The organism is Pseudoxanthomonas sp. SGT-18 (assembly GCF_003931645.1).
GTDB lineage: Bacteria > Pseudomonadota > Gammaproteobacteria > Xanthomonadales > Xanthomonadaceae > Pseudoxanthomonas.
Genome location: NZ_RRYJ01000001.1, coordinates 463,069 through 489,757 on the forward strand (window position 1 = coordinate 463,069; position 26,689 = coordinate 489,757).

Annotated in this window: 23 protein-coding genes; 14 read left to right on the plus strand and 9 right to left on the minus strand. The window is 71.2% G+C overall.

Going from position 1 to position 26,689, the window contains the following annotated elements; genetic code table 11:
* The first annotated feature begins 173 nt into the window (after positions 1-173).
* The 3 genes from aspS (at position 174) to EIM47_RS02100 (ending at position 2,827) form a co-directional block, all read left to right on the plus strand.
* Positions 174-1,931: an aspartate--tRNA ligase gene (aspS, locus tag EIM47_RS02090; protein ID WP_125075940.1), complete on the plus strand. Its 1,758-nt coding sequence runs from the start codon at positions 174-176 to the stop codon at positions 1,929-1,931.
* 99 nt (positions 1,932-2,030) lie between these two features.
* A complete protein-coding gene (locus tag EIM47_RS02095; RefSeq protein ID WP_028914639.1) occupies positions 2,031-2,315 on the plus strand; it encodes a hypothetical protein in 285 nt (94 codons plus the stop codon).
* Positions 2,312-2,827, plus strand: a complete 516-nt coding sequence (locus EIM47_RS02100; RefSeq protein ID WP_125075942.1) for a GNAT family N-acetyltransferase — start codon at positions 2,312-2,314, stop codon at positions 2,825-2,827. The genes EIM47_RS02095 and EIM47_RS02100 overlap by 4 nt, the downstream gene beginning before the upstream one ends.
* A gap of 118 nt (positions 2,828-2,945) precedes the next feature.
* Here EIM47_RS02100 and EIM47_RS02105 read toward each other — a convergent pair whose 3' ends face one another.
* Positions 2,946-3,893 carry an alpha/beta hydrolase gene (locus EIM47_RS02105; protein ID WP_125076101.1) on the minus strand — a complete coding sequence of 316 codons (948 nt, stop codon included), beginning with the start codon at positions 3,891-3,893 and terminating at the stop codon, positions 2,946-2,948.
* A gap of 109 nt (positions 3,894-4,002) precedes the next feature.
* Here EIM47_RS02105 and EIM47_RS02110 point away from each other — a divergent pair, with 109 nt between their 5' ends.
* From EIM47_RS02110 to ruvB, 7 genes are all read left to right on the plus strand, one after another.
* Complete coding sequence (locus EIM47_RS02110; protein WP_019398267.1) at positions 4,003-4,833, plus strand: AraC family transcriptional regulator; 831 nt, start codon at positions 4,003-4,005, stop codon at positions 4,831-4,833.
* Positions 4,833-5,513: an alpha/beta hydrolase gene (locus tag EIM47_RS02115; RefSeq protein ID WP_125075944.1), complete on the plus strand. Its 681-nt coding sequence runs from the start codon at positions 4,833-4,835 to the stop codon at positions 5,511-5,513. The genes EIM47_RS02110 and EIM47_RS02115 overlap by 1 nt, the downstream gene beginning before the upstream one ends.
* Positions 5,514-5,546: 33 nt before the next feature.
* On the plus strand, positions 5,547-6,269 hold the full coding sequence (locus EIM47_RS02120; protein WP_125075946.1) for a YebC/PmpR family DNA-binding transcriptional regulator: 723 nt from the start codon (positions 5,547-5,549) through the stop codon (positions 6,267-6,269).
* 58 nt (positions 6,270-6,327) lie between these two features.
* Complete coding sequence (ruvC, locus tag EIM47_RS02125; RefSeq protein ID WP_028915970.1) at positions 6,328-6,873, plus strand: crossover junction endodeoxyribonuclease RuvC; 546 nt, start codon at positions 6,328-6,330, stop codon at positions 6,871-6,873.
* Positions 6,874-7,005: 132 nt separating this feature from the next.
* The gene (gene ruvA, locus EIM47_RS02130; RefSeq protein ID WP_026010450.1) at positions 7,006-7,596 is read left to right on the plus strand and encodes a Holliday junction branch migration protein RuvA; all 591 of its coding nucleotides are present in this window, start codon (positions 7,006-7,008) and stop codon (positions 7,594-7,596) included.
* Between the two features lie 50 nt (positions 7,597-7,646).
* Positions 7,647-9,566 (plus strand): potassium transporter Kup, encoded by a 1,920-nt coding sequence (locus EIM47_RS02135; protein ID WP_233581611.1) that lies wholly within the window; start codon positions 7,647-7,649, stop codon positions 9,564-9,566.
* A gap of 66 nt (positions 9,567-9,632) precedes the next feature.
* Entirely contained in the window at positions 9,633-10,658 is a 1,026-nt protein-coding gene (gene ruvB, locus EIM47_RS02140) for a Holliday junction branch migration DNA helicase RuvB (RefSeq protein ID WP_019398273.1), read from the plus strand.
* Between the two features lie 185 nt (positions 10,659-10,843).
* Here the strand turns inward: ruvB and pdxA are convergent, their stop codons facing one another.
* From pdxA to EIM47_RS02170, 6 genes are all read right to left on the minus strand, one after another.
* On the minus strand, positions 10,844-11,827 hold the full coding sequence (gene pdxA, locus EIM47_RS02145; protein ID WP_125075948.1) for a 4-hydroxythreonine-4-phosphate dehydrogenase PdxA: 984 nt from the start codon (positions 11,825-11,827) through the stop codon (positions 10,844-10,846).
* Positions 11,828-11,830: 3 nt separating this feature from the next.
* On the minus strand, positions 11,831-13,162 hold the full coding sequence (locus tag EIM47_RS02150; protein WP_026010451.1) for a peptidylprolyl isomerase: 1,332 nt from the start codon (positions 13,160-13,162) through the stop codon (positions 11,831-11,833).
* Between the two features lie 4 nt (positions 13,163-13,166).
* Positions 13,167-15,479, minus strand: coding sequence for an LPS assembly protein LptD (gene lptD / locus EIM47_RS02155; protein WP_083852408.1), 2,313 nt, complete (start codon positions 15,477-15,479; stop codon positions 13,167-13,169).
* Positions 15,480-15,584: 105 nt separating this feature from the next.
* Positions 15,585-16,496 carry a histone deacetylase family protein gene (locus EIM47_RS02160; protein WP_028915967.1) on the minus strand — a complete coding sequence of 304 codons (912 nt, stop codon included), beginning with the start codon at positions 16,494-16,496 and terminating at the stop codon, positions 15,585-15,587.
* A 52-nt stretch (positions 16,497-16,548) separates the two neighbouring features.
* Positions 16,549-17,112 (minus strand): cob(I)yrinic acid a,c-diamide adenosyltransferase, encoded by a 564-nt coding sequence (locus EIM47_RS02165; protein WP_019398278.1) that lies wholly within the window; start codon positions 17,110-17,112, stop codon positions 16,549-16,551.
* Between the two features lie 6 nt (positions 17,113-17,118).
* Positions 17,119-17,712, minus strand: coding sequence for a hypothetical protein (locus EIM47_RS02170; RefSeq protein ID WP_019398279.1), 594 nt, complete (start codon positions 17,710-17,712; stop codon positions 17,119-17,121).
* 103 nt (positions 17,713-17,815) lie between these two features.
* On the opposite strand from EIM47_RS02170, the gene ubiH reads away from it, so the two are divergent.
* Together ubiH and EIM47_RS02180 are read left to right on the plus strand one after the other, a co-directional pair.
* Positions 17,816-19,015 (plus strand): 2-octaprenyl-6-methoxyphenyl hydroxylase, encoded by a 1,200-nt coding sequence (ubiH, locus tag EIM47_RS02175; RefSeq protein WP_125075950.1) that lies wholly within the window; start codon positions 17,816-17,818, stop codon positions 19,013-19,015.
* On the plus strand, positions 19,012-20,187 hold the full coding sequence (locus EIM47_RS02180; protein ID WP_125075951.1) for a UbiH/UbiF family hydroxylase: 1,176 nt from the start codon (positions 19,012-19,014) through the stop codon (positions 20,185-20,187). Before ubiH ends, EIM47_RS02180 begins: the two co-directional genes overlap by 4 nt.
* 1 nt (position 20,188) lies before the next feature.
* Here the strand turns inward: EIM47_RS02180 and EIM47_RS02185 are convergent, their stop codons facing one another.
* Together EIM47_RS02185 and EIM47_RS02190 are read right to left on the minus strand one after the other, a co-directional pair.
* A complete protein-coding gene (locus tag EIM47_RS02185; protein ID WP_028915965.1) occupies positions 20,189-20,563 on the minus strand; it encodes a hypothetical protein in 375 nt (124 codons plus the stop codon).
* 69 nt (positions 20,564-20,632) lie between these two features.
* Positions 20,633-21,778: a Gfo/Idh/MocA family oxidoreductase gene (locus EIM47_RS02190; protein ID WP_125075953.1), complete on the minus strand. Its 1,146-nt coding sequence runs from the start codon at positions 21,776-21,778 to the stop codon at positions 20,633-20,635.
* A gap of 212 nt (positions 21,779-21,990) precedes the next feature.
* Between EIM47_RS02190 and EIM47_RS02195 the strand changes: the two genes are divergently transcribed.
* Together EIM47_RS02195 and EIM47_RS02200 are read left to right on the plus strand one after the other, a co-directional pair.
* A complete protein-coding gene (locus tag EIM47_RS02195) occupies positions 21,991-22,710 on the plus strand; it encodes a hypothetical protein (protein WP_125075955.1) in 720 nt (239 codons plus the stop codon).
* Between the two features lie 741 nt (positions 22,711-23,451).
* Positions 23,452-26,628 carry a TonB-dependent receptor gene (locus EIM47_RS02200; protein WP_125075956.1) on the plus strand — a complete coding sequence of 1,059 codons (3,177 nt, stop codon included), beginning with the start codon at positions 23,452-23,454 and terminating at the stop codon, positions 26,626-26,628.
* Positions 26,629-26,689 lie beyond the last annotated feature (61 nt).

Below are 26,689 nucleotides of genomic sequence, written 5' to 3' on the forward strand. Positions count from 1 at the left end.
TGTCGTGACTCGACGCCGAACCTGCCCGCACATTCCTGAACAGAATGTTTCGGCGCCCGCACCACCCGGCCATGGGGCGGCCTTCCCGGCCGGCGTGCCGCGGGGTCGGGGCGAGAGGGTAAAATCGCCGCTTTCCGCCTCTTCCGGGCGGTTGCCCCACTCGCGGAGCCTGCATGCGTACCCATTACTGCGGCCTGGTCGACGAATCGCTGATCGGCCAGACCATCACCCTCGCCGGCTGGACCGACGTCGCCCGCAACCTCGGCGGCGTGTGCTTCATCGACCTGCGCGACCACGAAGGCATCGTCCAGGTCACGGTCGAGCCCGACAATGCCGAGGTCTTCGCCGTGGCCGCCTCGCTCGGCTACGAGGACGTGATCCAGGTCGAGGGCGTCGTGCGCGCCCGCCACGCGGTCAACGACAAGATCCGCACCGGCAAGGTCGAGGTGATCGCCACCTGCATCACCATCCTCAACAAGGCCGCGCCGCTGCCGTTCCACGCGCACGAGAACCCCTCCGAGGAAGTGCGCCTGCGCTACCGCTACCTGGACCTGCGCCGTCCGGAGATGCAGCGCATGCAGCGCACCCGCATCCGCCTGGTGCAGGCCCTGCGCCGCTACCTGGACGAACGCGGCTTCCAGGACATCGAGACCCCGATCCTGACCAAGGCCACCCCGGAGGGCGCGCGCGACTTCCTGGTGCCGGCGCGCATGCACCCGGGCGAGTTCTACGCCCTGCCGCAGAGCCCGCAGCTGTTCAAGCAGATCCTGATGATCGCGGGCTTTGACCGCTACTACCAGATCGCGCGCTGCTTCCGCGACGAGGCCCTGCGCGCCGACCGCCAGCTGGAGTTCACCCAGCTGGACATGGAGTTCGCCTTCGTGCGCGAGCGCGACGTGCAGGACTTCGTCGAGGGCATGATCCGCGCGGTGTTCAAGGAAGTGGCCGGGGTGGACCTGGCCGACCCGTTCCCGCGCATGACCTGGGCCGAGGCCATGCGCCGCTACGGCTCGGACAAGCCGGACCTGCGCATCGACCTGGAGCTGGTGGACGTGGCCGAACTGGTCCGCGACAGCCAGTTCGCGGTATTCACCGGCCCGGCCAATGACCCGGATGGCCGCGTGGCCGCGCTGCGCATCCCCGGCGGCGCGAAGCTGAGCCGCAAGCAGATCGACGAGTACGCCGCCCACGCCGCCAAGTTCGGCGCCAAGGGCCTGGCCTACATCAAGATCGACGAGGCCGGCGCGATCTCCTCGCCGATCCAGAAGTTCTTCAGCGAGGACGCATTCGCCGCGCTTACCAGGCATGTTGGCGCCGGCAACGGCGACATCGTGTTCTTCGGCGCCGGCGCCTACAACAAGGTCTCCGACTTCATGGGCGCGCTGCGCCTGAAGGCCGGCAAGGACTTCGGCCTGGTCGCCGAGGGCTGGCGCCCGCTGTGGGTCACCGACTTCCCGATGTTCGAGTGGGACGAGGAGGAGCAGCGCTACGTGGCCCTGCACCACCCGTTCACCGCCCCGGCCGTGGACGACATCGCCGAGCTGCGCGCGCACGCCAGGACCGCGGTCTCGCGCGGCTACGACATGGTGCTCAACGGCAACGAGATCGGCGGCGGCTCGATCCGCATCCACCGCCCGGAGATGCAGAGCGCGGTGTTCGAGCTGCTGGGCATCGGCGCCGAGGAGGCCGAGGCCAAGTTCGGCTTCCTGCTGGACGCGCTGAAGTACGGCGCCCCGCCGCACGGCGGCATCGCCTTCGGCATCGACCGCATCGCCGCGCTGATGGCCGGTACCGAGTCGATCCGCGACGTGATCCCGTTCCCCAAGACCACCACCGCGCAGTGCCTGATGACCGGCGCGCCGTCGCCGATCCCGGCCGAGCAGCTGGCCGAGGTGCACGTGAAGGTCCGGGAGGAGTCGCTGTCGAAGTGACCCGCGGCCGCGCGCCGTGTGGCGCGCGGCCATCCCCGTCCATCGGCGCGGCCGCGGGCCGCGCCGCCTACCGAAGTGCCCTCCCCGAGGAGTCTGGAGATGACCGAGTTCGCTTTTTCGCTTGAGTGGGAACGCCTGGGCAACGAGGGTTCCGACCCTGCCCTGGTGACCGAGCGCGCCCGCGTGTTCGGCGGCTGGCTGGTGCGCAGCGGCACCTCGCCGGCGGCCATGGCCCTGGCCTTCGTCCCCGACCCTGAGGGCCGCTGGGACGGCGAGGACTTCGGCGAGGACGACTACGAGTACGACGAGGACGAGGAAGAAGAGGACGAGGACGACCTCGACGACGAGGACCTCGACGAGGAAGAGGAAGACGAGGACGAGTGAGCCTGTCGATCCGGCGCGCGACGGTGGCTGACGCGGCGACCCTGTCGTCGCTGTGCGCGCGCACCTTCACCGAGACCTTCGGCCATCTCTACCCGCCGGAGGACCTGGACGCCTTCCTGCGCGACGCCTACGCCGTGGAACGGCAGGCCACGATCCTGGCCCAGCCCGGCTATGCGGTATGGCTGCTGGAGGACGACGGGGTCGCGGTCGGCCATGCCGCCGCCGGGCCCTGCGGCCTGCCGCAGCCGGAAGTTGCCCCCGGCGATGGCGAGCTGAAGCGGCTCTACGTGCTTGCCCCGTACCAGGACGCCGGCTGGGGCGGGCGCCTGTTCGCCGAGGCCGAGCGCTGGCTGCTGCGCGACGGCCCGCGCACCCTGTGGATCGGGGTGTGGTCGGAGAACCACGGCGCGCAGCGCTTCTATGCCCGCCGCGGCTTCGAACGCGTCGGCACCTACGAATTCCCGGTCGGCCGGGTGCGCGATCTCGAATTCATCCTGCGCCGCCCGGCGTGAAGGCGGGTGTTTCCCCGCGCCATGGGGAAGGGTGAGGGCCGGCGCGCAGCGGACGCTGGCATGCCGACCCTCCCGGCAGCCCCCTCCCGCGGGAGGGGGCAGGCGACTGCATCCGGCCTCACTCGCGCAGGAAGTCCAGCAGGTCCTGGTTGAGCTGGTCCTTGTGCGTATCGGTGATGCCGTGCGGGCCGCCGGGGTACAGCTTCACCCGGGCGTGCTTCACGTACTTCGGCACCGCCTTGGCGGAGATCTCCACCGGCACGACCTGGTCGTCCTCGCCATGGATCACCAGGGTCGGCACGTCGAACTTCTTGAGGTCATCGCGGAAGTCGGTGGCTGAGAACGCGGCGATCGAGTCGTAGGTGTTCTTGTGGCCGCCCTGCATGCCCTGCGCCCAGAACGACTGGATCAGGCCCTGGTTGGGCTTGGCACCCGGGCGGTTGAAGCCGAAGAACGGGCCGGAGGCGATATCCAGGTACTGCTGCGAGCGGTTGGCCCGGGCCGCGGCGCGGAAGCCGTCGAACACGTCCTGCGGGATGCCTTCCGGGTTGTCCGCGGTCTTCAGCATGAACGGGGTCACCGCGCCCACCAGCGCGACCTTCTTCACCCGCGAGGTGCCGTGGCGGCCGATGTAGCGCGCGACCTCGCCACCGCCGGTGGAGAAGCCGACCAGGGTGACGTCGCGCAGGTCCAGGGCCTCGATCACCGCGGCCAGGTCGTCGGCGTAGTGGTCCATGTCGTTGCCGTCCCACGGCTGGCTGGAACGGCCGTGGCCGCGACGGTCGTGGGCGACGACGCGGAAGCCGTGGTCGGCCAGGAACAGCATCTGCGCTTCCCAGCTGTCCGAACTCAGCGGCCAGCCGTGGCTGAAGGTGACGACCGGGCCGTCCTTCGGGCCCCAGTCCTTGTAGTAAAGGCGCACGCCGTCGGCGGTGACGACGTGGCTGCCCTCCACGGTCGCCTGGGGCGCGGGCACCGTGGCGGGGGTGGCGGCCTGGGCCGGAAGCGCGGCGTGGACGGCCAGGGCCAGCAGGCCGGCGGCAATCGGGCGGGTAATGGCATTGATGATCGTTCTCTCCTCTTCGGGGGATGGGGGGTACCGCTGGGAGTAATGTGGATCCGCGGCTGCTACGATCGGTCGCGTAAAGTCCGGAAAATTTGACTGGGAGTACGAGATGGGCGACCGACTCGCCGTCCTGCTGGAGCGCTTCCCGGTAAGCGCACAGGTCTTCCACGCCGGCGCGCTGTGCGGCATCAACACCCTCGACGCCATTGACGGCATGGGCCAGCTGCACCTGATCCGGCGCGGTCCGCTGGACGTCAGCCATGGCGGCAGCACCGTGCAGGTCAGCGAGCCGAGCCTGCTGCTGTACCCGCGGCCGCTGCCGCACCGCTTTTCCAGCGATCCCCAGCGCGGCGCCGACATGGCCTGCGCCAACCTGCGCTTCGAGGGCGGCGCCGGCAATCCGCTGGTGGCGGCGCTGCCGTCCTTCGTGTGCCTGCCGCTGCAGTCGCTGCCGGGCGCGGGTCCGGTGCTGGACCTGCTGTTCGAGGAGGCGTTCGACCAGCGCTGCGGCCGCCAGGCCATGGTCGACCGCCTGTTCGAGGTGGTGATGATCCAGCTGTTGCGGCACCTGATGGAGCAGGGCGAGGTGCGCGGCGGGCTGCTGGCCGGCCTGGCGCACGCGCGCCTGCGCCATGCTTTGGTGGCGATGCACGAGGCGCCGGCGCGGGAATGGACCCTGGAGGAACTGGCCGCGGTGGCCGGCATGTCGCGCAGCGTGTTCGCCGAGACCTTCCGCGAAACGGTGGGGCTGACCCCGGGGCAGTACCTGCAGGGCTGGCGCGTGCGCCTGGCGCAGCAGGCGCTGCGCCGCGGGCGGCCGCTGAAGGTGGTCGCCTCGGAGGTCGGCTACGCCAGCGAGGCGGCGCTGTCGCGCGCGTTCAAGTCGCACGCCGGGGTCTCGCCCCGGGCGTGGAAGCGGCAGCAGGAGGTCGCGGCCTGATGCCGCCGGCCGCGACCGGGCCCCGCGAGCGGGTGCTGCTGGTGCACGGCCTCTGGAACTCGCCGTGGTGGCTGTTGCCGCTGGCACTGCGCCTGCGCCGGCTCGGCTTCGAGGTGGAGGGCTTCGGCTATCCCAGCATCGTCGGCGGGCCGGAGCCGGCGATCGCCAACCTGGTCGAACGCCTGCGCGCCGGGCCGCCTTGCCATCTGGCCGGGCACAGCCTCGGTGGGCTGGTCGCGCTGGAGGCCCTGCGCCGGGCACCGGACCTGCCGGTGCGGCGCGTGGTCTGCCTGGGCTCGCCGCTGTGCGGCAGCGCCACCGCACGCCTGCTTGCCGCGCACCGGCGCCTGGCCTGGCTGCTGGGACGCAGCGCGCCGCTGCTGCTGTGCGGCTGCCAGCCCTGGTCCGGGCGGGCCGAACTGGGGGTGATCGCCGGCGAGGTGCCGCGCGGGGTGGGGCGCCTGCTGGCCGCGGTGGGGACTGATTCGGACGGCACCGTGGCCCTGGCCGAGACCCGCCTGCCCGGCGCCAGCGCCTACTGCCGGGTGCGCGCCAGCCATACCGGGCTGGTGTTCTCGGCCGAGGCCGCGCGGCAGGTGGCGGCGTTCCTGCGCGCTGGCGCGTTCCTGCCGCCGGCGCGCGCCGGCGGCGGCGCAGGGGAGGGCGGCGGGCCGCTATAATCCACCGCTTCGCAAACGCAGTACGGTACGCCCATGGGTCGTGGTCCCTCGATCGAAGCGCGCAAGAACGCCAGCGATGCCAAGCGCGGCAAGATCTTCACCAAGCTGATCCGCGAGATCAGCGTCGCCGCCCGCGCCGGCGGAGGCGAGCCGGCCAACAACCCGCGCCTGCGCGCGGCGATCGACAAGGCGCTGTCGTCGAACATGTCCAAGGACGTGATCGAGCGCGCGATCAAGAAGGCCACCGGCGAGCTGGAAGGCGTCGAGTACGAGGAAGTGCGCTACGAGGGCTACGCCCCCGGCGGCGTGGCGGTGATCGTCGACTGCCTGACCGACAACCGCGTGCGCACCGTGGCCGACGTGCGCCACGCCTTCTCCAAGTGCGGCGGCAACATGGGCACCGAGGGCTCGGTGGCCTTCATGTTCAAGCGCCTGGGCGTGCTCAGCTATGAGGGCGCCGACGAGGAGAAGGTGACCGAGGCGGCGATCGAGGCCGGTGCCGACGACGTGGTCGTGTACCCGGAGGACGGCGCGATCGACGTGATCACCGCGCCGGAGAACTTCGAGGCGGTGAAGCAGGCGATGGAGGCCGCCGGCCTGGCCCCGGGCTACGCCGAGGTGACGTTCCGCGCCGACAACGACATCGCCGTGTCCGGGGAGACCGCGCAGCAGGTGCAGAAGCTGCTGCACATGCTCGAGGACCTGGACGACGTGCAGAACGTCTATTCCAACGCCGACCTGGTTGAAGCCGGCTGAGCATGCGTCCGGCCCGGGGCGAACAGGCGGCGGGCCGGAAGGCGTGCGCGGTGGGCGCATGAACGCCGCGCGCGCGACCGCCGCCCCGGTGCGCATCCTCGGCATCGATCCGGGTTCGCAGCGTACCGGCGTGGGCATCATCGACGTGGACGGCGGCGGCCGCGTGCGCCACGTCCACCACCAGCCGCTGGTGCTGCTGGGCGAGGGCGGCTTCGCCGAGCGCCTGCGCCGGCTGCTGGACGGCCTGGCCGCGCTGATCGACGAATACCACCCGCAGGAAGTGGCGATCGAGCAGGTGTTCGTGGGCCGCAGCGCCGAATCGGCGCTCAAGCTGGGCCAGGCCCGCGGCGCGGCGATCAGCGCCGTGGTCCTGCGCGACCTGCCGGTAAGCGAGTACGCCGCGCGCGAGGTGAAGCTGGCCGTGGTCGGCACCGGCGCCGCCGACAAGGCCCAGGTCCAGCACATGGTCGCGGCCATGCTCGGCCTGCCCGGCAAGCTGCAGGCCGACGCCGCCGACGCCCTGGCCATCGCCCTGACCCACGCGCATGTACGGGCCACCGCACAGAGGCTGGGCGTCAGCACCAAGCTGGCCTGGAGGAAATAGAGCCGTGATTGGTGATTCGTCATTCGTGATTCGTGGAAAGCGCGGGCACCTTCCGGCCGTGCCGGCGCTTTCGCCTTTGCTTTCTCGAATCACCAATCACCAATCCCGAATCACGCTCCGTAGGAGCCCCCAATGATTGGAAGACTGCGTGGAACCCTGGTGCTGAAGCAGCCGCCGTGGCTGGTGGTCGACGTCAATGGCGTCGGCTACGAGCTGGAGGCGCCGATGAGCACCTTCTACGACCTGCCCGAGCTGGGCCGGGAAGTCTCGCTGTTCACCCATTACGCGCAGAAGGAGGACAGCGTGGCGCTGTACGGCTTCCTGCGCGAGTCGGAGCGGCGGCTGTTCCGCGACGTGCAGAAGGTCAGTGGCATCGGCGCCAAGATCGCGCTGGCGGTGCTTTCGGGGGTGAGCGTGGAGGAGTTCGCGCGGCTGGTGCAGGCCGGCGACATCACCGCGCTGACCCGGATCCCGGGGATCGGCAAGAAGACCGCCGAGCGCATGGTGGTCGAGCTGCGCGACCGCGCCGCCGACCTGGCCGGCGGCGGCGCCGTGGCCGGGATGACGGCGGTCCCGGGCGATCCGCTGGCCGACGCCGCCACCGCCCTGCAGCAGCTGGGCTACAAGCCGGCCGATGCGCAGCGCATGGCCCGCGACGCCGCCGCGCCCGGCGAGGACGCCGCGGCCATCATCCGCAAGGCCCTGCAGTCGGCCCTGCGCTGAGCGCGCGCTCGCGCCCCGCTCACGCCCGTCCGCGCTAAGGTTCGCCCGCCATGTCCGCAGCGTCATCGCCTTCCCACGCCGGCCACGGGCCCGCCGCCCACGGGCCCGGCGGCTCGCACCTGGCCCTGGTGCTGGGCGCCATCGGCGTGGTCTTCGGCGACATCGGCACCAGCCCGCTGTACACGCTCAAGGAAGCGTTCTCGCCGCACTACGGCCTGTCCAGCGACCACGACACCGTGCTGGGCGTGCTGTCGCTGGCGTTCTGGTCGCTGATGGTGGTGGTCACGCTGAAGTACGTGACCATCATCATGCGCGCCGACAACGACGGCGAGGGCGGCATCATGGCGCTGATGGCCCTGGCCCAGCGCACCCTGCGCAACGGTTCGCGCTCGGCCTACGTGGTCGGCATCCTCGGCATCTTCGGCGCCTCGCTGTTCTTCGGCGATGGCGTGATCACCCCGGCCATCTCCGTGCTCGGCGCGATGGAGGGCCTGGAGGTGGCCGCGCCGGGGCTGCACAACTTCATCGTCCCGCTGACCATCGTGGTGCTGGTGGTGCTGTTCGCCAGCCAGCGCTTCGGCACCGCCAAGGTCGGCAAGGTGTTCGGCCCCGTGACCATGCTCTGGTTCGTGGCCATCGCCGCGATCGGCGCCTGGAACATCATAAAGGCGCCGGAGGTGCTCAAGGCCTTCAATCCGTGGTGGGCGGTGCTGTTCTTCGCCGACCACGGCTGGCACGGCGTGTTCATCCTCGGCGCGGTGGTGCTGGCGGTGACCGGTGGCGAGGCGCTGTACGCGGACATGGGCCACTTCGGCGCGCGCCCGATCCGCCACGGCTGGTACTTCTTCGTCCTGCCCTGCCTGGTGCTCAACTACCTGGGGCAGGGCGCGCTGGTGCTGGAGCACCCGGAGCTGGTGCGCAACCCGTTCTACGAGTCGGTGCCGGGCTGGGCCCTGTACCCGATGATCGTGCTGGCGACGATGGCCGCGGTGATCGCCTCGCAGGCGGTGATCACCGGCGCGTTCTCGATCGGCCGCCAGGCCATGCAGCTGGGCTACATCCCGCGCATGCGCATCAAGCACACCTCCAGCGAGGCGATCGGCCAGATCTACGTGCCCGGCATCAACTGGATGCTGATGGTGATGGTGATCGGCCTGGTGCTGGTGTTCCGCAGTTCCTCCAACCTGGCCGTGGCCTACGGCATCTCGGTCTCGGCCACGATGCTGATCGACACCCTGCTGCTGGCCCTGGTGGCGCGCGCGCTGTGGCCGGCCGGGCGGCGCTGGATCCTGGCCCTGTGCGTGGCGTTCTTCTTCATCGACGTGGCCTTCGTGGTCGCCAACGGCGCCAAGCTGCTGCAGGGCGCCTGGTTCCCGGTGGTGCTGGGCCTGGTGCTGTTCACCCTGATGCGCACCTGGCGCCGCGGCCGCGCGCTGCTGCGCGAGGAGATCCGCAAGGACGGCATCCGGGTGGACACCTTCCTGCCCGGCCTGATGCTGGCGCCGCCGGTGCGGGTGCCCGGCACGGCGATCTTCCTCACCGCCGATCCCGGGCTGGTGCCGCACGCGCTCCTGCACAACCTCAAGCACAACAAGGTGCTGCACGAGCGCAACGTGTTCCTGACCGTGGAGACCCTGCCGGTGCCGTACGCGCCGGTGGAGAAGCGGATCCGGGTGGACGCGATCGGCGACGACTTCTACCGGGTGCTGGTCCGCTTCGGCTTCATGGAGACCCCGGACGTGCCGCTGGCGCTGATGCGCGCCTGCGACCGCGACGGCCTGTCCATGGACCCGATGGACACCACCTACTTCGCCAGCCGCGAGAATGTGGTCGCCGGCGCCCGCCGCGGCATGCCGACCTGGCGCGACAAGCTGTTCGCCTTCATGCACCGCAACGCCGCCCCGGCCACCGGCTTCTTCCGCATCCCCGGCAACCGCCTGGTGGAGCTGGGCGCGCAGGTGGAGATCTGAGCCGGCGCGCCGGCGCGGACCGCCCGGGTCTCGGCACGCGCGACCGGCACCGGCCATAATCCCCGCATGAGCGAACACCGCAGCATCCTCGGCGCCGGCGCCACCCGCGAGGACGAGGCCCTGGAAGCCTCGATCCGGCCGCAGCGACTGGACGAATACCTGGGCCAGCAGCCGGTCCGCGAGCAGCTGGGTATCTACATCGAGGCCGCCCGCGCCCGCGGCGAGGCCCTGGACCACGTCCTGATCTTCGGCCCGCCGGGCCTGGGCAAGACCACGCTCAGCCACGTCATCGCCAACGAGCTGGGGGTGAACCTGCGGGTGACCTCCGGCCCGGTGATCGAGAAGGCCGGCGACCTGGCCGCGCTGCTGACCAACCTGCAGCCGCACGACGTGCTGTTCATCGACGAGATCCACCGCATGTCGCCAGTGGTCGAGGAAGTGCTCTATCCGGCGATGGAGGACTTCCAGATCGACATCATGATCGGCGAGGGCCCGGCCGCGCGCTCGATCAAGCTGGACCTGCCGCCGTTCACCCTGATCGGCGCCACCACCCGCGCCGGCCTGCTGACCGCGCCGCTGCGCGACCGCTTCGGCATCGTCCAGCGCCTGGAGTTCTATACGCCCGAGGAGCTGACGAAGATCGTGCGCCGCTCGGCGCGGATCCTGGGCATCGACTGCGAGCCGGAGGGCGCCGGCGAGATCGCGCGCCGCGCCCGCGGCACCCCGCGCATCGCCAACCGCCTGCTGCGCCGCGTGCGCGACTATGCCCAGGTCAAGGCCGGCGGACGCATCGACAAGGAAGTGGCGCAGGCGGCGATGGCCATGCTCAAGGTCGATCCGGAAGGCTTCGACGAGCTGGACCGGCGCCTGCTCAACACCATCATCGGCCACTTCGACGGCGGCCCGGTGGGCGTGGAATCGCTGGCCGCCTCGCTGTCGGAGGAGCGCGGCACCCTGGAGGACGTGATCGAGCCCTACCTGATCCAGCAGGGCTTCCTGGTGCGCACCGCGCGCGGGCGCATGGCCACGCCCAAGGCCTACCGCCACCTCGGGCTGACGGTGCCTGCGCGGGATACCGGCGAGCTGTTCTGACGCTGCGGCGCAAGCCCGTCGCCCGGACACGGGCGCAGGCCGCTTCCGGGACGGGCGCGTGACGCGGTCCGGCGGTGGATCCGCAGCGCGTGGCAATGCGCCGGGCCCGCCAGCGCCCGGGCACTGCCGCAGTGCGGCGCGCCTTGCCTACCCTGGCTACGGACTCTCCCCGGGAAAGGGGGACCTCAGCTTTGCTGCATCCGCTGCGCCGCCATCCGCGCGCAGGTGGCGACCGCGGCTTCCAGGCTGGAGGGATCGGCCAGGCCCTTGCCGGCCAGGTCCAGGGCGGTGCCGTGGTCGACGGCCACGCGCGGGTAGGGCAGGCCCAGGGTCAGGTTCACCGCGCGCTCGAAGCCGCTGTACTTGAGCACCGGCAGGCCCTGGTCGTGGTACATGGCCAGTACCGCGTCGAAGCCGCGCAGCTTGCCCGGCAGGAACGCGGTATCGGCCGGCAGCGGGCCGGCCAGGCGCATGCCCGCGGCGCGCAGCGACTCCAGCACCGGGGTGATGACCTCGATCTCCTCGCGCCCGAGGTGGCCGTCCTCGCCGGCGTGGGGGTTGAGTCCCAGCACCGCGATCACCGGCTCGGCGATGCCGAAGTCCTCGCGCAGGGCCCGGTGCAGGATGCCGAGCACCCGCCGCAGCAGGCCGGCGTCGATCGCGTTGGCGACCTCGCGCAGCGGCAGGTGGGTGGTGGCCAGTGCCACCCGCACGATGTCGTTGGCCAGCATCATCACCACCTCGCGGCCGGCATGGCCGGCCAGCAGCTCGGTGGTGCCGGTGTAGGGGATGCCGCCCTCGTTGATGGTCGCCTTCTGCACCGGCCCGGTGACCATGCCGTGGAAGCCGCCGCGCACGCAGCCTTCGGCGGCGCCCAGCAGGGCGTCGACGACGGCGCGGGCATTGCGCGGATCCGGGTGGCCGAACTGCACGGCAACCGCATTGCGGACCGGGTGCAGCGGCAGGTCGCCCGGGCGGCGGGCGACGGCGTCGGCGGGCAGGAGGTTCAGCGGCAGGCCCAGCGCCGCCGCGGCGGCCTGCAGGAGCCCAGGATCGGCGAGGGCGACCAGGCTGCAGTCGCGGCGCGGGGCCTGGGCCACGCGCACGCACAGTTCCGGGCCAACCCCGGCCGGTTCGCCGGGAACCAGCGCCAGCCGGGGCATTGCCATGGCTCAGTTGGCGACGGGCTCGGCGCGGTCGCCGGCGCGGAACACGACGTACGCCTCGCCCCGCAGCTCCTGCAGGTAGCGCTCGTATTCCTCTTCCAGCTTGCGGCGGCCGATGGTGTCGCGGACCCGGGCGCGGCGGTTCTCGTCGGTCACGTCGGTCTCGCGCTGGGCCAGGCGCTCGATGATGTGCCAGCCGGCATCGGTGCGGAACGGCTGCGAAACCTGGCCATCCTCCAGCGCGGTCACCTGGCCGCCGAATTCCGGGCCGTAGGCATCGGCCGGGAACCAGCCCAGGTCGCCGCCCTGGCCGCGGGTGTTGTTGTCCTCGGAGGCCTCGCGCGCCACTTCCTGGAAGTCGGCGCCGCCGGCGATGCGCGCGCGCAGGGTGTCGATCTTGGCGCGCGCGGTGGCCTCGTCCTGGCGGTCGTTGACCCGCACCAGGATGTGGCGCACGTGGTACTCGGTGACGGTCTGCGCCGGCGCCTCGCTGCTGTCGCGCACCTCCGACAGGCGCAGCAGCTGGAAGCCGCTGGGGCCGCGGATCGGGCCGAGGATCTGGCCCGGCTGCAGGTTCACGATCTGCTGGGCGAAGGCCGTGGGGATCTCGTCCAGCGAGCGCCAGCCCAGGTCGCCGCCTTCCAGCGCGTTGGGGCTGTCCGAATAGCGCACGGCGGCGGCGGCGAAGTCCATCTCGCCCTTGTTGATGACGTTGAGGATGCCCTCGATCTTGCGCTGGCCGGTGGCGATCTGCTCCGGGGTGGCGCCGTCGGGCAGGGCGACCAGGATGTGCGCCAGGCGGTACTGGCGGCTGTTGCTCGCCTCGCGCTCCAGCGCGGCGTCGACCTCGGCCTCGCTGACGTTGATGCGCGAGATGAAGTTCTGGCGCAGGCGCTGGATGGTGATTTCCTCGGCCAGCGAGCGGCGGAACTCCTCGAAGGACAGGCCGTCGGCGGCCAGGCGCTGGCGCAGGCCGTCCAGGGTCAGGCCGTTCTGCTGGGCGATCGCGGCGACGGTCTGGTTCAGCTCCTGCTCGCTGACGCGCACGCCCTGCTGGCGCGCGCGGGCGACCTGCAGCTTGTTCAGCACCAGCCGCTCCAGCACCTGGCGCTCGAGCACCGGGCGCGGCGGCAGCTGGTTCTCGCGGCCGGCGTACTGCGCCAGGATGTTGCGCACCGCCAGGTCCAGCTCGCTCTGCAGGATCACGTCCTCGTCCACGATCGCGGCGATGCGCTCCACCGGCTGCAGCTGCTGCTGGGCCTCCTGGGCCACGCCGGCGACGGGGAGGGACAGCATGGCGGAAGCCGCCAGGAGAATCGCGGAAAGGCGTCGGCTCATGGACTCACGGGATGAGGTTCGGATCGTAGTCGTCCGGATCGGGCGTGGTGTTGCTGGGCGGGACCAGGTACAGGTCGTCGCGGTGGTAGCCGAGAATAGCACGGCGCAGGGTGCGCTCCGTGTCCTGGCCGGCCGAGCCCAGGCCCTTGAGCACGAATTCCACCTGCAGCGCGTTGTCCAGCTCGCCCTCGCGGTTGCGCACGTAGCGGCGGGCGATGGCGCGCACCGCGAAGCAGCAGCTGTCCCACTGCACGCCGGCGATCGCCTCCAGCAGCTTGTCGCTGGAGATGGAGTGGTAGTAGCGGCCGACCAGGCTCCAGGTCGGGTTGATCGGGTACAGGAACGAGAAGTCGGCCTGCTCCAGCAGCCCGCGGCGGTAGCGGTAGCCGAGGTTGACCACGCCGTCGTCCGGCCACAGGTAGCGGGCGCGGACGCTGGCCAGGTCCTCGCGGCGGAACTTCGGGTCCCACTGGTAGGAAGCGCCGAGGTTCCAGCGGTCGTTGATCATGTAGTTGGCGTCGGCCACCCAGGCCGACTTGCCCTGCGCCACCGGGGTCTCGTTCCTGAGCACCACCCGCGAGTCCTGGAAGTAGCGGATCTGGCCGAGGCTCAGCGACAGCTTCTCGCGGCCGTCGGACTGGCGGATCAGGCGCGAACTGAGGGCGATGGTCAGCTGGTTGGCGTCGGTCTGGCGGTCGGCGCCGGAATAGCGGTTGTCGCGGAACAGCTGGCCCCAGCTGAAGGTGAACGGCCGGGTGTCGAACACCGGCAGGTCGTCCTGGTCGCGGTACGGCGCGTACAGGTAGAACAGGCGCGGCTCCAGGGTGTGCAGGAAGCGCTCGCCGTCCCAGCTGGTCTCGCGGTCGAAGTACATGCCGGCGTCGAAGCTGGCGATGGGCAGGCTGCGGGTGGGGTCCTCCGCGCCGCGGAGGCCCTGGTCGGGGTCCAGCAGCACGCCTTCCTCCAGGCGGTAGGAGGTGTAGCGCCAGGCCAGGGTCGGGGTCGCGTACCAGGCCGGACCGCCCAGGCGCGCGGACACGAACGGCTTCAGGTCCAGGCGCTCGCCGCCGCTGATCCGCGAGTCCGGGTGCGCGAAGTGCACCGCCTCGGCGTACATGCCCGCGTCGATCCAGCGGCCCAGCGGCTGCTGCCAGGTGCCGTAGATGCGCGGCAGGCGGCTGAAGGGCAGGTCGGCGTCGCGCAGGGTGTAGTCGGTGCGCTGGAAGTGCTCGACCATGGCGCCGGCGTTCCAGTGCTCGGCGGTGCCGAACACGCCGGCGGTGCTCTGCAGGTAGGACGCGGAGACGCCGGCCAGGCGGCTGGAGAAGTCCTCGACGAAGCGGTCGTCGCTGACCCAGGCGAGGTTGGCGCGCGCCTGCCAGTGGCGGTCGATGTTGTGGTAGCCGCTGAAGCGGAAGCGGCCGCGGTCGCGGTCGCGCAGGTCGTCGTCGGGCAGGAAGCCGCCCTCGAGGATGCCGCGGCCGCCTTCGTAGAGGTAGCGGAACTCCGCGTCCAGCATCAGGCCGCGCTTGGTCATGATGCGCGGCGACAGGGTCGCGTCGTAGTTCGGCGCCAGGTTGAGGTAGATCGGCTGGCTGTAGTCGAAGCCGTCGCGGCCGGAATTGCTGACCGACGGGTACAGCAGGCCGGTGCGGCGGCGGTCGTCCACCGGGAACTTGATCCACGGCACGTACAGTACCGGGAAGCGGCCCATGCGCAGCACCGCGTTGCGGGCCACGCCGAAGCCCTCGTCGTTGTCCACGTCGATCCGCTGCGCGCGCAGCTCCCAGGCGCGCTGGTCCGGGTCGCAGGTGCTGTAGGTGGAGTGGTACATCTGCCCCACCGGGCCGCGCATGGCGATCGAGTCGGCGCCGCCGTTGCCGCGCCGGTCCACCAGCTGGTAGCGGATGTTGGTGATGACGTGGCTGTCCTCGTCCTGGTTGCCCTCGGCGCGGTCGGCCACGATGCGGATGCCGGAGTCCTGGTAGCGCACGTTGCCCTCGGCCACGTAGCGCCCGGTCTCGGTGTCGAAGCTCAGCTGGTCGGTGCCCAGGAACTGGTCGCCGCGGACCAGGGCGACGTTGCCCTGGTACTTCGGAGTGGTCTCGGTGCCGCTGAGTTCGTCGCCCTCGATGTCGGTCGGCTGCTCGTTGCGGGTCTGCGCCGCGGCCGGGTCCGGCGGCGGCGCCTCGCTGAACGGCGGCAGCACGTCGCCGACCGGGCACAGGCCCCAGTTGAGCGGCTTCTCGTCGGCCATGGCGGGCAGGGCCAGGGCTATGCCCAGGGCCAACGGCAGCAGGCGCAGGGAGGTTCGCAGGGGGCGTCGCACGAGGGAGGGGGCATCCGGGCCGGAAATCGGCGGTAGCTTGCCGGATGCGGGTGCATGCGGGCAATGAACGGCCGTCCCGCGGCCGGCCCGGGTTCAGCCGCCGAGGGCCTTGACATGGGCCACGCAGCACTCGGCCAGGGCGTCGAGGTTGTAGCCGCCCTCCAGCATCGACACCAGCCGGCCCTGGGCATGGCGCAGGGCGATGCCCAGCAGTTCGGTGCTCAGCCAGGCGAAGTCGTCCGCGTCCAGCATCAGGTCCGCCAGCGGGTCGGCCAGGTGCGCGTCGAAGCCGGCGGAAACCAGCAGCAGCTGCGGGCGGAAGTCGTCCAGCATCGGCAGCAGGTGGTCGGCCCAGGTGTTGCGGAAGCGGAAGCCGCCGCTGCCGGGCGGCAGCAGCACGTTGTGCAGGTTGCCCACCCCGCGCTCGCGGTTGTGGCCGGTGTGCGGGTACAGCCCGGACTGGTGGGTGCTGAAGTAGGCCACCGCCGGGTCTTCGCGGAAGATCGCCTGGGTGCCATTGCCGTGGTGCACGTCGAAATCGACGATGGCGATCCGCTCCAGGCCGTGGCGGTCGCGGGCGTAGGCCGCGGCCACGGCGATGTTGTTGAGCAGGCAGAAGCCCATCGGGGTGTCGGCGGTGGCGTGGTGGCCGGGCGGGCGCACCGCGCAGAACGCGACCCGCTCCGGGCCGGCCATCGCCGCGTCCACCGCGGCGATCCCGGCGCCGGCGGCGTGCACGGCCGCGCGCGCCGAGCCGGGCGAGACCACGGTCTCGGCATCGATGTGCTGGATCCCGGACACCACCGGCGCCAGCACCTGGTCGACCATCTCCGCCGCATGCACCCGGCATAGGTCGCCGCGCGCCGCGGCCGGGGCCTCGCGCCAGTCCAGGCCAGGGCAGTGGTGCTGCAGGGCCTCGATCACCACCTGCAGGCGGGCGGGCTGTTCCGGATGGTCCGGGCCGGTGTCGTGGGCCAGGCAGGCGGGATGGGTCCAGGCGAGCATGGGCCCACGCTACCGCGCGCCGCGGGCCGGCGCCATAGAACCTGTGGAGGGGTCAGGCCCCGGGATGGCGCCGCTCATGGCGCCACAGCACCTCGCCCTCGCCGGCGGCGCGCGCCAGCACCCGGGCCAGCACGAACAGCAGGTCTGACAGGCGGTTGAGGTAGCGCAGGGCCTCGCCGCGGACCGCCTCGGCGCGGGACAGGGCGACCGCCTCGCGCTCGGCGCGGCGGACGATGGTGCGGGCCAGGTGGCAGCGCGCCGCGGCCTCGCCGCCGGCCGGGAGGATGAAGTCCTTCAGCGGCGGCAGGGCCTCGTTGTAGCGGTCCAGGGCCTGCTCCAGGCCGGCCACGTCGGACTCGGCGATGGCGGCGTGGCCGGGGATGCACAGCTCGCCGCCGAGGTCGAACAGCTGGTGCTGGACCGTGGTCAGCAGCTGGCGCACGTCGTCCGGCACGTCCGGCGCGGCCAGGACCACGCCAATCGCGGAATTGGCCTCGTCCACGGTGCCGTAGGCGGCGACCCGCAGCGAGTCCTTGCCGGTGCGGCTGCCGTCACCCAGCCCGGTGCTGCCGTCGTCGCCGGTACGGGTGTAGATCTTCGACAGCCGGTTGCCCATGGCGCCTCAGCCGGCGGCCTGGCTGCGGTCCAGGCGCAGCGCCGGGGCGATGCGCTCGGCCGCCACCTGCAGCGCGGCGGCGATGGCGGTGTAGGTGGCGGCGGTGCCCACGTAACCGGGCAGCCAGTCCATGAAGTTCTTCCACCAGCCGGCCACGGTCGGCTCGGCGACCACGCCGCTGTACCAGTAGAAGGTGCCCTGGGCGACCAGCTGGCAGGCGACCACGGCGACCAGGAAGGCGCCGAGCAGGCGCCCGGCCTGGGCCAGGCTGGCCCCGTCGTAGCGGCGGCGCAGCCAGCTGCCGCCGGCCCACAGCGCGCCGTAGGCCGGGATCAGGCCCCAGTAGGCGGCCGAGACGCAGTAGTGGTCCCAGAACGAGGCGGCCTGGCGCGAGATCACCATCCAGTCCACGCCCATGGCCAGCGCCATCAGCACCGGGAAGACCCAGCGTCCCCAGCCGCGCAGGGCGAAGCCGGCCACGAAGAACACCGCCCAGCTGGCGTCCGGCGGCGAGAAGTGGTCGAACACGTGGGCGCGCGAGGCGGCCATCAGCAGGGCCAGGACGGACAGGACGAAGAGGCGTTGGCTGGTGGCGGTCATTGCACGGGGCCTGGTGGATAACGTGGCCGGCATTCTAGCCGAGGGCGTGGCGCCGCGTCGGCCGCCGCCGCGGCGCATGCACGGCGCCGCGTATCATGTGCCGATGATCCGAACGCATGATGTCGTGATCGTCGGTGGCGGCCTGGTCGGCGCCAGCCTGGCGATCGCCCTGGACGGGCTGGCGCTGGACGTGGCCCTGGTCGAGGCCACCCCGGCCGGCGAACTGCCGGCCGTGTTCGACCAGCGCAACCTGAGCCTGGCCCAGGCCTCGGTCAACGCGCTGCAGGCGCTGGGCGTGCTGTCCAGCCTGCAGGCGCCGGCCGGCCCGATCCGCCGCATCCACGTCAGCCGCGCCGGCGACTTCGGCCGGGTGCAGCTGGACGCGGCCGACTACGGACGCGAGGCCTTCGGCCAGGTGGTGGTGGCGCGCGACTTCGGCCAGGCGCTGGAGGCACGGCTGTCCCGGGTCCAGGGCCTGGTGCGCTACCGCCCGGCGCGCTTCGCCGGTCTGGAGGAGGCCGGCGACGGCGTCCGCGGCCTGCGCCTGGAAACCGGCGAAGGCCCGCTGTCACTGCGCACCCGCCTGCTGGTGGCGGCCGACGGCACCGGCAGCGCGGTGCGCGCGGCGCTGGGGATCGGCGTGCGCCGCCACGACTATGGCCAGACCCTGTTCGTGGCGCGCGTGCGCGGCGAGCGCCCGGCCGACGGCACCGCCTGGGAGCGTTTCACCGACAGCGGTCCCACCGCGCTGCTGCCGCGCGGCGACCGCGCCTTCGGCGTGGTCCACGGCGTGCCCACCGCGCAGGCCGCGGAAGTGGCCGCGCTGGACGAGGCCGGCTGGCTGGCGCGGATCCAGTCCGCGTTCGGCTGGCGCGCCGGCCGCTTCCTCGCCGCCGGCGAGCGCAGCGCCTACCCCATCGCGCAGGTGCTGGCCGCCAGCCTGGTGGCGCCGCGCGCGGTGCTGCTGGGCAATGCCGCCCAGACCATCCACCCGGTGGGTGCGCAGGGCTTCAACCTGGGCCTGCGCGATGCCCTGACCCTGGCCGAGCTGCTGCGTGCCGCGCCGGCCGATCCGGGCGCCGAGGCGCTGCTGGCGCGCCATGCCGAACGCCGACGCGAGGACCGCGAACGCACCCTGGCGTTCTCCGACGGGCTGGCGCGGCTGACCTCCAACCCCTCGCCGCTGCTGCGCCCGCTGCGTAGCCTGGGCCTGCTGGCCGCCGACCGCGCCGCCTGGCTGCAGGCCTGGCTGGTCGGCGGGGCCATGGGCTTCCGCGGCGACGTGCCGGAGCTGTGCCGATGAGCCGCGTGCGCCTGGACGTGGTGGTCGCCGGCGGCGGCGTGGTCGGTGCGGCCTGCGCCCTGGCCCTGGCGCGTGCCGGGCTGGAGGTGGCCCTGGTCGAGCCGCGCCCGGCGCCGCGCTGGTCGCGCGAACAGCCGGACCTGCGCGTGTACGCACTGGCGCCGGACAACGCCGCGCTGCTGCAGCGCCTGGGCGTGTGGCCGCAGGTGCTGGACGCGCGTGCCCAGCCCTACCGCCGCATGCGGGTATGGGACGCGGCCGGCGGCGACGAGCTGGTGTTCGATGCCGCCTCGATGGGCCGCCCGGAGCTGGGCTGGATCGTGGAAAACGACCTGCTGGCCGACCGCCTGTGGGCGGCCCTGGCCATTGCCGGCGTGCGTTGCCACACCCCGGCGCGGGTGGAGGCGATGGAGCAGGACCCGGCCGGCGTGCGCCTGCGCCTGGACGACGGCACCCGGCTGGAGTCGCGCCTGGCGGTGGCCGCCGATGGCGCCGCGTCGGCGCTGCGGCGCCTGGCCGGGCTGGAGGTCGACGCCCACGACTACGGCCAGCGGGGCGTGGTCGCCTACATCAGGACGGAGCAGTCGCACCAGGCCACCGCCTGGCAGCGCTTCCTGCCCACCGGCCCGCTGGCGCTGCTGCCGTTCACCGATGGCCTGGCGTCGATCGTGTGGAGCCTGCCGGATGCCGAGGCGGCGCGCGTGCTGGAACTGGACGAAGAGCGGTTCGCGATCGAGCTGGGTGATGCCTCGGCCGCTCGCCTGGGCAAGGTGGGACTGGCGTCGAAGCGCGCCGCCTTCCCGCTGCGCCGCCAGCTGGTGCGGCAACAGGTTGCCGGGCGCGTGCTGGTGCTGGGCGACGCGGCGCACGTGGTGCATCCGCTGGCCGGGCAGGGCGTGAACCTGGGCCTGCGCGACGTGGCGGCGCTGCAGGACGAAGTGGCCGCGGCGCTGCGCCGCGGCGCCGACTGGACCGCGCCACACCGGCTGCAGCGCTGGGAGCGGCGGCGCCTGAGCGACAACACGGTCTCCGCGCACGCGTTCGAGGCGATCAATACCGTGTTCTCCAACGCCCACCCGGTGCCCACCCTGCTGCGCGGGCACCTGCTGGGCCTGGCCGGTCGCCTGCCGCCGCTCAAGCGCGCGCTGTGGCGGCACGCCGCCGGGCTCTAGCTCAGCGGATCCAGCCGGACAGTTCCGCCCGGTCCAGGTGGCCGTCGCCGTTCTCGTCGACCGCGCGGAACTCCGCTTCCAGGGTGGGATTGGCCGCGGCCTCGCGGCGGTCGATGACGCCGTCGCCGTTGGCGTCCATGGCATCGAAGTCGATGCGGTACTCGCCGACCACGCTGTCCGGTTCATAGGAACGGACGACGACGCGCTCGTCGTTGCCGCGCTCGATCACCACCATGCCGCTCTGCCGCTGCATGGGCGCGGCCGCCGGCGGCGGCGGATCGGGCGGCAGGGGCAGGGTGGCGGCCTGGGCCAGCGCGCCGCCGCTGGCGGCGGCCAGCAGCAGCGCGGCGGCGAGGCGGGCAGGGGTCCGGCTCATGCTTGGCTCCTTTGGTCCGGTGCGGGGGCCTGAGCCTGGAAGCAGCGCGGTGAAGCGCGGATTAACCGGCTACAGCACGATGCGGCGGCCGCCCTCGCGCGCGGAGGCGTAGACCGCGTCGACCACGCGCATGTCGCGCAGTCCTTCCTCGCCCGGAACCAGCGGCGGCCGCCCCTCGAGGATCGCCAGCGCGTCGTTGTCCATCTGCAGCGCCTGCTGGTGCGGCACGCCGCCGTCATCGAACAGCTGGCCGTCGCTGGTGCGGCCGGCCAGGCCGTTGTAGGTCTGGAACGGCTCCAGCTGGTACCAGCCGCGCTCGCAGTCGGCGCGCAGGAGGTTCATGTTGCGGCCGAAGCTGGTCGAGCACTCCGCCACCAGGCCATCGCCGAACTCCAGGGTGAAATGCGTGGTCTCGTCCACGCCCTCGAACAGGTGCGGGCGCGTGGTCCCGCTGCGCGCGCTCACCGCCACCGGCTCCTGGCCGGTGATGTAGCGCGCGCCCTGCAGCGAGTACACGCCCATGTCGTACATCGCGCCGCCGCCGTGCTGCGGCAGCAGGCGCCACGGCTTGTTGGCCGGGTCGACGTCGTCGTAGGCGTGGAAGCCGGCGTCGGCGCGCACCTTGAGGATGCGCCCGTACGGCTTCTCCCTCGCCATCGCGCGCAGGCGCAGGGTGCTGGGCTGGTGCTGCAGGCGGTAGCCGATGGCCAGCTGCACGCCGGCGGCGCGGCAGGCATCGATCATCTCCTGGGCCTCGGCGGCGTCCATCGCCATCGGCTTCTCGCACCACACGTGCTTGCCGGCGGCGGCCGCGCGCAGGGCCAGCGGTTTGTGCAGGTCGTTGGGAGTGACGATGTAGACCGCCTGGATGTCCGGGTTGCCGGCGATGCGGTCGAAGTCGTCGTAGCTGTAGACGTTGCGGTCGGGAATGCCGTACTTGCGCTGCCATTCCGGGATCTTGTCCGGCGAGCCGGTGACGATGCCGGCGAGGTGGCAGTTGCGGGTCAGCTGCAGCCCTGGGGCAAGCAGGTTGGTGGCGTAGTAGCCCAGCCCGACCAGGGCCACGCCGATCGAATCCGGGCGGCGGCCGGCGTGGGTGCCGCGGGCCGCGCCGGCGACCGGGCGCGGCGCGGCCGAGGCGGGCAGGGCGGCGCCGATGCCGGCGCCGGCCATGGCGGCCAGCAGGTGGCGGCGGGTCAGTCCGGTGTCGAGCATGGTCCCTCCATATAGATGGTGTGCGTCGTGCGGATGGTCGCCGGCTGGCGGACGGCACACGATGCCACAGGCCGGGCGGACGCCGCGACGCCGGCGTATGCCGCCGTGCCATCCTTGCGCCTGCCGGCGCGAAGGGGGACGGAGGTTGCAAGCGCATCCCAGCCCCTGCGACCGGCGCCGGCGATACTGCGGCACCGGAGGAGGCCAATCCCATGCAGCAGCTCGAACTCAAAGACCCGGCGGCGTTCGCCTCCGAATTCCTGCGCCAGACGCAGCTGCAGGGCTTCGGCGCGCTCAGCAAGCGCGACCTGGAACTGCTGGTGTTCGTGCTGCTGGAGCGCGACGGCGCGATCGACCGCAACGCCAGCAACCACGCCGCCGCGGCGCAGCTGCGGGTGACCCCGGCCAAGCTGCGCGCGCTGCGCCGCGACGGCTACGCGCGCTGGCGGCAGCTGGTGGCCGAGCCGGCGGACGAAGCCCTGCGCCGCATCCTCGGCCACGTCCTGGGCGAGGCCAACCTGCGCGCCGGCGCCAGCCACGTCAGCGAGCGCAGCCGCAAGGAGGGTTTCCTCGCGGTGCGCATCGAGCACCCGGACGACCGCCAGCAGTTCGAGCAGGCCATCCTCGATGCCGGCGGCCTGCCGGTCTACGAGCGCAACCGCGAGGTGCTGGCCGTGCGCTTCGACACCCTGGTGGCCCTGGCCGAGCGCAGCGGCTTCCTGCAGCCGGATACCGAAGTGGTGGTGGCGCGCCTGCGCGCGCTGGCGCCCGCCTCCCAGGAGCTGGCCGAGCTGCTGCGCAAGGACGTGTCCAGCCTGCGCTGGCAGGACGTGCGCAATGCGATCAACAGCCTCGGTGCCAGGGCCGTGGCCGCCAGCGCCGAGGGTGCCCTGCGCGGCGTGCTTAAGCTGGTTTTCCCGTTCCTGCCCTGAGCCGTGCCGCCCCGGGGGCGGGGCTGGCGCCACGCGCAATGCTTGAGTTGCGGAGTGGCAGCCCGGCTTTGCGGAGATTTGTGTTGCGACGCAGCAGTATGTCCGTCGCTGTCGTTCGCGCCGGACGCTTACGTCCGACCGGTATGCAAGTAATGCTTGCATTCCCGTACCTGCGGGGACGGAAATTCCGTGAACACGTTTCCATCCCGCAATGCCTTGATTGGTATGGCACTTTCAAAAGTGCGATCGCGTATTAAGGCGGAATCGGCCGAACGTGCCAGGAATATTGGCCCACGGTGTCATGTTCCAGTTGTTTAGTGCGCGTGAATGTTCCCGCCGAAACAGTAAAAAAACTGTTGCGCTGCAGTGTGGACACCCTGGAAAACAGCTGTTATCCATTCGCCTCGCGTTAAATGGTACCGCTAACTGCTGCACTTGGAGTTCACAGTTTGCGGCCAGCGCGTGGGAGGCGTGGAACGCGCCTTTCTTCCAGATTCGCCGGTGAGGCGTTCGAGCCGGCACACACCCGGGCAATGCGATCCGGGGGAAAAGCAGGTAACGCCTGCGACTAAAAGGCGGAAGGAACCACCATTTCGAACCAGAGAGAGGGGAGGTTTAACAGGATGTACACGTGTCTCCGATGTCCAGCGCTGTCTATCGGCGTGCCTGCGGCCGGGTTCCGGTCGGGCACGCGCCAGCGCACGCCGACGGCTGTCAATTCCCAGTGCTGAGGACCTACTGATGAACCACAAGAAGCTGAAGAAGCTCCGCTCGCGGGCGATGTTCACCATCGTCGGCGGCATGATCGTCATCAATCCCGCGTTCGCGCAGGACTCGCGGGAGGCGACCCAGCTGGACACCGTGACGGTGACCGGCCTGCGCAGCTCCCTCGACCACGCGATGAACATCAAGCGCGACACGCCCGGCGTGGTCGACGCGATCAGCGCCGAGGACATCGGCAAGTTCCCGGACACCAACCTGGCCGAGTCGCTGCAGCGCATCACCGGCATCTCGATCGAGCGCCGCGACGGCGAAGGCGCCCAGGTCACCGCGCGCGGCTTCGGCCCGGGCTACAACCTGGTCACCCTCAACGGCCGCCAGATCCCGGGCGCCGACGGCTTCGGCGGCGGCGGCCTGGAGGTCGGCGGCATCGGCTCCGGTACCCGCGGCTTCAACTTCGCCCAGCTCGCCTCCGAGGCGATCAACGGCGTGACCGTGTACAAGACCGGCCGCGCCTCGCAGCCGTCCGGCGGCATCGGCGCCACGATCGACATCCTGACCGCGCGCCCGTTCAACAACCGTGGCGGCGAAGTGGTCGCCAGCGCCGGCGTCAAGGCGGTGAAGGACGAGTCGCAGACCATCGGCAGCGACATCACCCCCGAGATCTCGGGCATCTTCAGCTACGCCAACCCGGACAAGACCTGGGGCGTGAGCCTGAACGCCAGCTACCAGAAGCGCCACGGCGGTTCGGCCCAGGCCACCGAGAACGGCTGGAACGTGGCCCGCTGGACCGGCACCGACAGCAAGTTCCGTTCCGACGCGGTGATCGAGAACGCGCCGGAGATCGGCCAGCTGTACTCCATGCCGAACGACGTGCGCTACGCGTACCAGAACTTCGAGCGCGAGCGCACCAACGCCCAGGGCGTGCTGCAGTTCGCCCCGACCGACGCGCTGACCTTCACCCTCGACTACACCTACTCGACCAACGAGATCGCGCAGGACCGTGGCGAGCAGACCATGTGGCTGCAGAACAACCTGACCCACGTCACCTTCGACGGTGACAAGAAGGTTGCGACCCCGGTCTACATCCGCGACCTGGCCGGCGGCGGCAAGGACTTCGGCTTCGAGCAGCAGCGCGACGAGCAGAAGTACGAGCTCGACTCGATCGGCCTGAACGTGAAGTGGGACGTCAACGACCGCCTGAGCCTGACCTTCGACGCCCACAACACCAAGGTCAACAGCCGCCCGAACGACCCGGTCACCGGCGGCAGCTCGACCGCGTTCAGCTTCGGCGGCTTCGCGCCCGACCCGAGCACCAACAACTGGACCCAGGAGTACCGCTTCAGCAACGGCCTGCCGGTGATGTGGCGCACGCTGTACCCGACCACCGCCGACGCCCTGGCCAACACCAACGGCGTGGTCAACTCCGACTTCGCGCCGGAGACCCTGGGCAGCCAGATCATGCGCATCTGGTCGACCCGCCAGGACAGCGAGGTCAAGGAAGGCCGCATCGACGGCGAGTTCTCCTTCGACAACGGCCGCTTCCTGTTCGGCGTCAACTCCAGCGACAGCAAGATGCGCCGCCTGAACGTCGACGGCCATGCCCACCTGATGACCCTGGGCGACTGGACCTCGACCGACCGCGGCCAGATCGCGGACATCGCCAACCACCTGCGCAAGTTCAGCATCACCAGGCTGTTCGAGGACTTCAACACCAACGGCGCCGACTCCAACGTGTGGATCGGCAACGCCACCGGCCTGGCGCAGTGGGCCGAGGGCCTGTGCGCCGCGGGCAACGCGCCGGCCGCCTGGAACGCGCAGAACCGCTGCGACGAGATCAAGGCGAGCGTGTACCCGGCGTACGACGCCGACAACCTGGTCCAGGAGAAGACCAAGTCGATCTATATCCAGTGGGAGCAGGACGGCATGCTGGGCGACTTCCCGACCTACATGGTCGCCGGCGTCCGCTACGAGAAGACCGACGTGAAGTCGACCTCGGTCATCCAGGTCCCGTCGGGCATGGCCTGGCTGTCGAACAACGACTTCCAGATCCGCAACTCGCCCGAGGCGATGCCGTTCTCCGAGACGGCCAGCTACAGCTACGTGCTGCCGAACCTGGACTTCAGCATCGACTTCACCGCCGACCTGAAGGGCCGCGCGTCGTTCAGCAAGACCATCGCCCGCGCCCCGTACGGCAACCTGTACGCCGGCCCGAACCCGGGAATCCCGAGCGGCTCGATCCTGTACGGCGAGCAATACCGCGCCACCGGCAACGCGCAGACCCCGAGCCTGCTGCCGCTTGAGTCGGACAACGTCGACATCGGCCTGGAGTGGTACTTCGCCCCGTCCAGCTTCATCGGCGTGACCTACTGGAACAAGCGGGTCAAGAACTTCATCGGCAACACCGTGGTCCGCGAGAACCTGTACGGCCTGGCCGACCCGACCTCGGGCCCGGACGCGCAGGCAGCCAACGCCTTCCTGGGCAGCTCGCAGTGTATTGCCCAGGTGACCGCGGCCGGCAACGACCCGTCCGAGGGCTGCAAGCAGGACTACACCACCCTGTTCGCCGCCACCGCGCTGCTGCGCTACGCCGACCAGACCGGCGGCCTGTCCGCGTACAACGGTTCCAACGCCCAGGTGCTGGAGCTGGAGGCCCTGTACGACGTGATCGGCGACGCCAGCCGCGGCGACCCGCTGTACGAGTTCGACGTCAACCGCCCGGTGAACCAGCGCGGGGCCACGCTGCATGGCTGGGAGATCGGTGGCCAGTACTTCTTCGGCGACACCGGCTTCGGCGTCCTGGCGAACTACACCATCGTCGAAGGCGACGTGGGCGTGGACCGCGCGGCCGACCCGGGCACCGACGTGTTCGCCCTGACCGGCCTGTCCGACACCGCCAACCTCGTGCTGATGTACGAGAAGTACGGCTGGTCGGCGCGCCTGGCCTGGAACTGGCGCGACGAGTACCTGCTGGCCGCCAACCAGAACGGCAACAACCGCAACCCGTACTTCGTCGAGGAGTACGACCAGATCGACCTGAGCGTGAGCTACAAGCTGACCGAGAACCTGTCGGTGTCGGCCGAGGCCATCAACCTCACCGGCGAGGACGTGCGCTGGCACGCCCGTTCCAGCCGCCAGTTCGTGCGCCTGGTCGACCAGTCCCCGCGTTACATGGTGGGCCTGCGCTACACCTTCTGACGTGGGAACGACGTAGCTGTAACCGCTGCAAGGACAGGGACCGTCGCTCCGGCGACGGTCC

Excerpts from the sequence above, each read along its gene's own strand:
- aspS (WP_125075940.1), top strand. The coding sequence starts at position 174 with ATGCGTACCCATTACTGCGGCCTGGTCGACGAATCGCTGATCGGCCAG.
- EIM47_RS02095 (WP_028914639.1), top strand. The coding sequence starts at position 2,031 with ATGACCGAGTTCGCTTTTTCGCTTGAGTGGGAACGCCTGGGCAACGAG.
- EIM47_RS02110 (WP_019398267.1), top strand. The coding sequence starts at position 4,003 with ATGGGCGACCGACTCGCCGTCCTGCTGGAGCGCTTCCCGGTAAGCGCA.
- EIM47_RS02115 (WP_125075944.1), top strand. The coding sequence starts at position 4,833 with ATGCCGCCGGCCGCGACCGGGCCCCGCGAGCGGGTGCTGCTGGTGCAC.
- EIM47_RS02120 (WP_125075946.1), top strand. The coding sequence starts at position 5,547 with ATGGGTCGTGGTCCCTCGATCGAAGCGCGCAAGAACGCCAGCGATGCC.
- ruvC (WP_028915970.1), top strand. The coding sequence starts at position 6,328 with ATGAACGCCGCGCGCGCGACCGCCGCCCCGGTGCGCATCCTCGGCATC.
- ruvA (WP_026010450.1), top strand. The coding sequence starts at position 7,006 with ATGATTGGAAGACTGCGTGGAACCCTGGTGCTGAAGCAGCCGCCGTGG.
- EIM47_RS02135 (WP_233581611.1), top strand. The coding sequence starts at position 7,647 with ATGTCCGCAGCGTCATCGCCTTCCCACGCCGGCCACGGGCCCGCCGCC.
- ruvB (WP_019398273.1), top strand. The coding sequence starts at position 9,633 with ATGAGCGAACACCGCAGCATCCTCGGCGCCGGCGCCACCCGCGAGGAC.
- pdxA (WP_125075948.1), bottom strand. The coding sequence starts at position 11,827 with ATGGCAATGCCCCGGCTGGCGCTGGTTCCCGGCGAACCGGCCGGGGTT.
- EIM47_RS02150 (WP_026010451.1), bottom strand. The coding sequence starts at position 13,162 with ATGAGCCGACGCCTTTCCGCGATTCTCCTGGCGGCTTCCGCCATGCTG.
- EIM47_RS02160 (WP_028915967.1), bottom strand. The coding sequence starts at position 16,496 with ATGCTCGCCTGGACCCATCCCGCCTGCCTGGCCCACGACACCGGCCCG.
- EIM47_RS02165 (WP_019398278.1), bottom strand. The coding sequence starts at position 17,112 with ATGGGCAACCGGCTGTCGAAGATCTACACCCGTACCGGCGACGACGGC.
- EIM47_RS02170 (WP_019398279.1), bottom strand. The coding sequence starts at position 17,712 with ATGACCGCCACCAGCCAACGCCTCTTCGTCCTGTCCGTCCTGGCCCTG.
- ubiH (WP_125075950.1), top strand. The coding sequence starts at position 17,816 with ATGATCCGAACGCATGATGTCGTGATCGTCGGTGGCGGCCTGGTCGGC.
- EIM47_RS02180 (WP_125075951.1), top strand. The coding sequence starts at position 19,012 with ATGAGCCGCGTGCGCCTGGACGTGGTGGTCGCCGGCGGCGGCGTGGTC.
- EIM47_RS02185 (WP_028915965.1), bottom strand. The coding sequence starts at position 20,563 with ATGAGCCGGACCCCTGCCCGCCTCGCCGCCGCGCTGCTGCTGGCCGCC.
- EIM47_RS02190 (WP_125075953.1), bottom strand. The coding sequence starts at position 21,778 with ATGCTCGACACCGGACTGACCCGCCGCCACCTGCTGGCCGCCATGGCC.
- EIM47_RS02195 (WP_125075955.1), top strand. The coding sequence starts at position 21,991 with ATGCAGCAGCTCGAACTCAAAGACCCGGCGGCGTTCGCCTCCGAATTC.
- EIM47_RS02200 (WP_125075956.1), top strand. The coding sequence starts at position 23,452 with ATGAACCACAAGAAGCTGAAGAAGCTCCGCTCGCGGGCGATGTTCACC.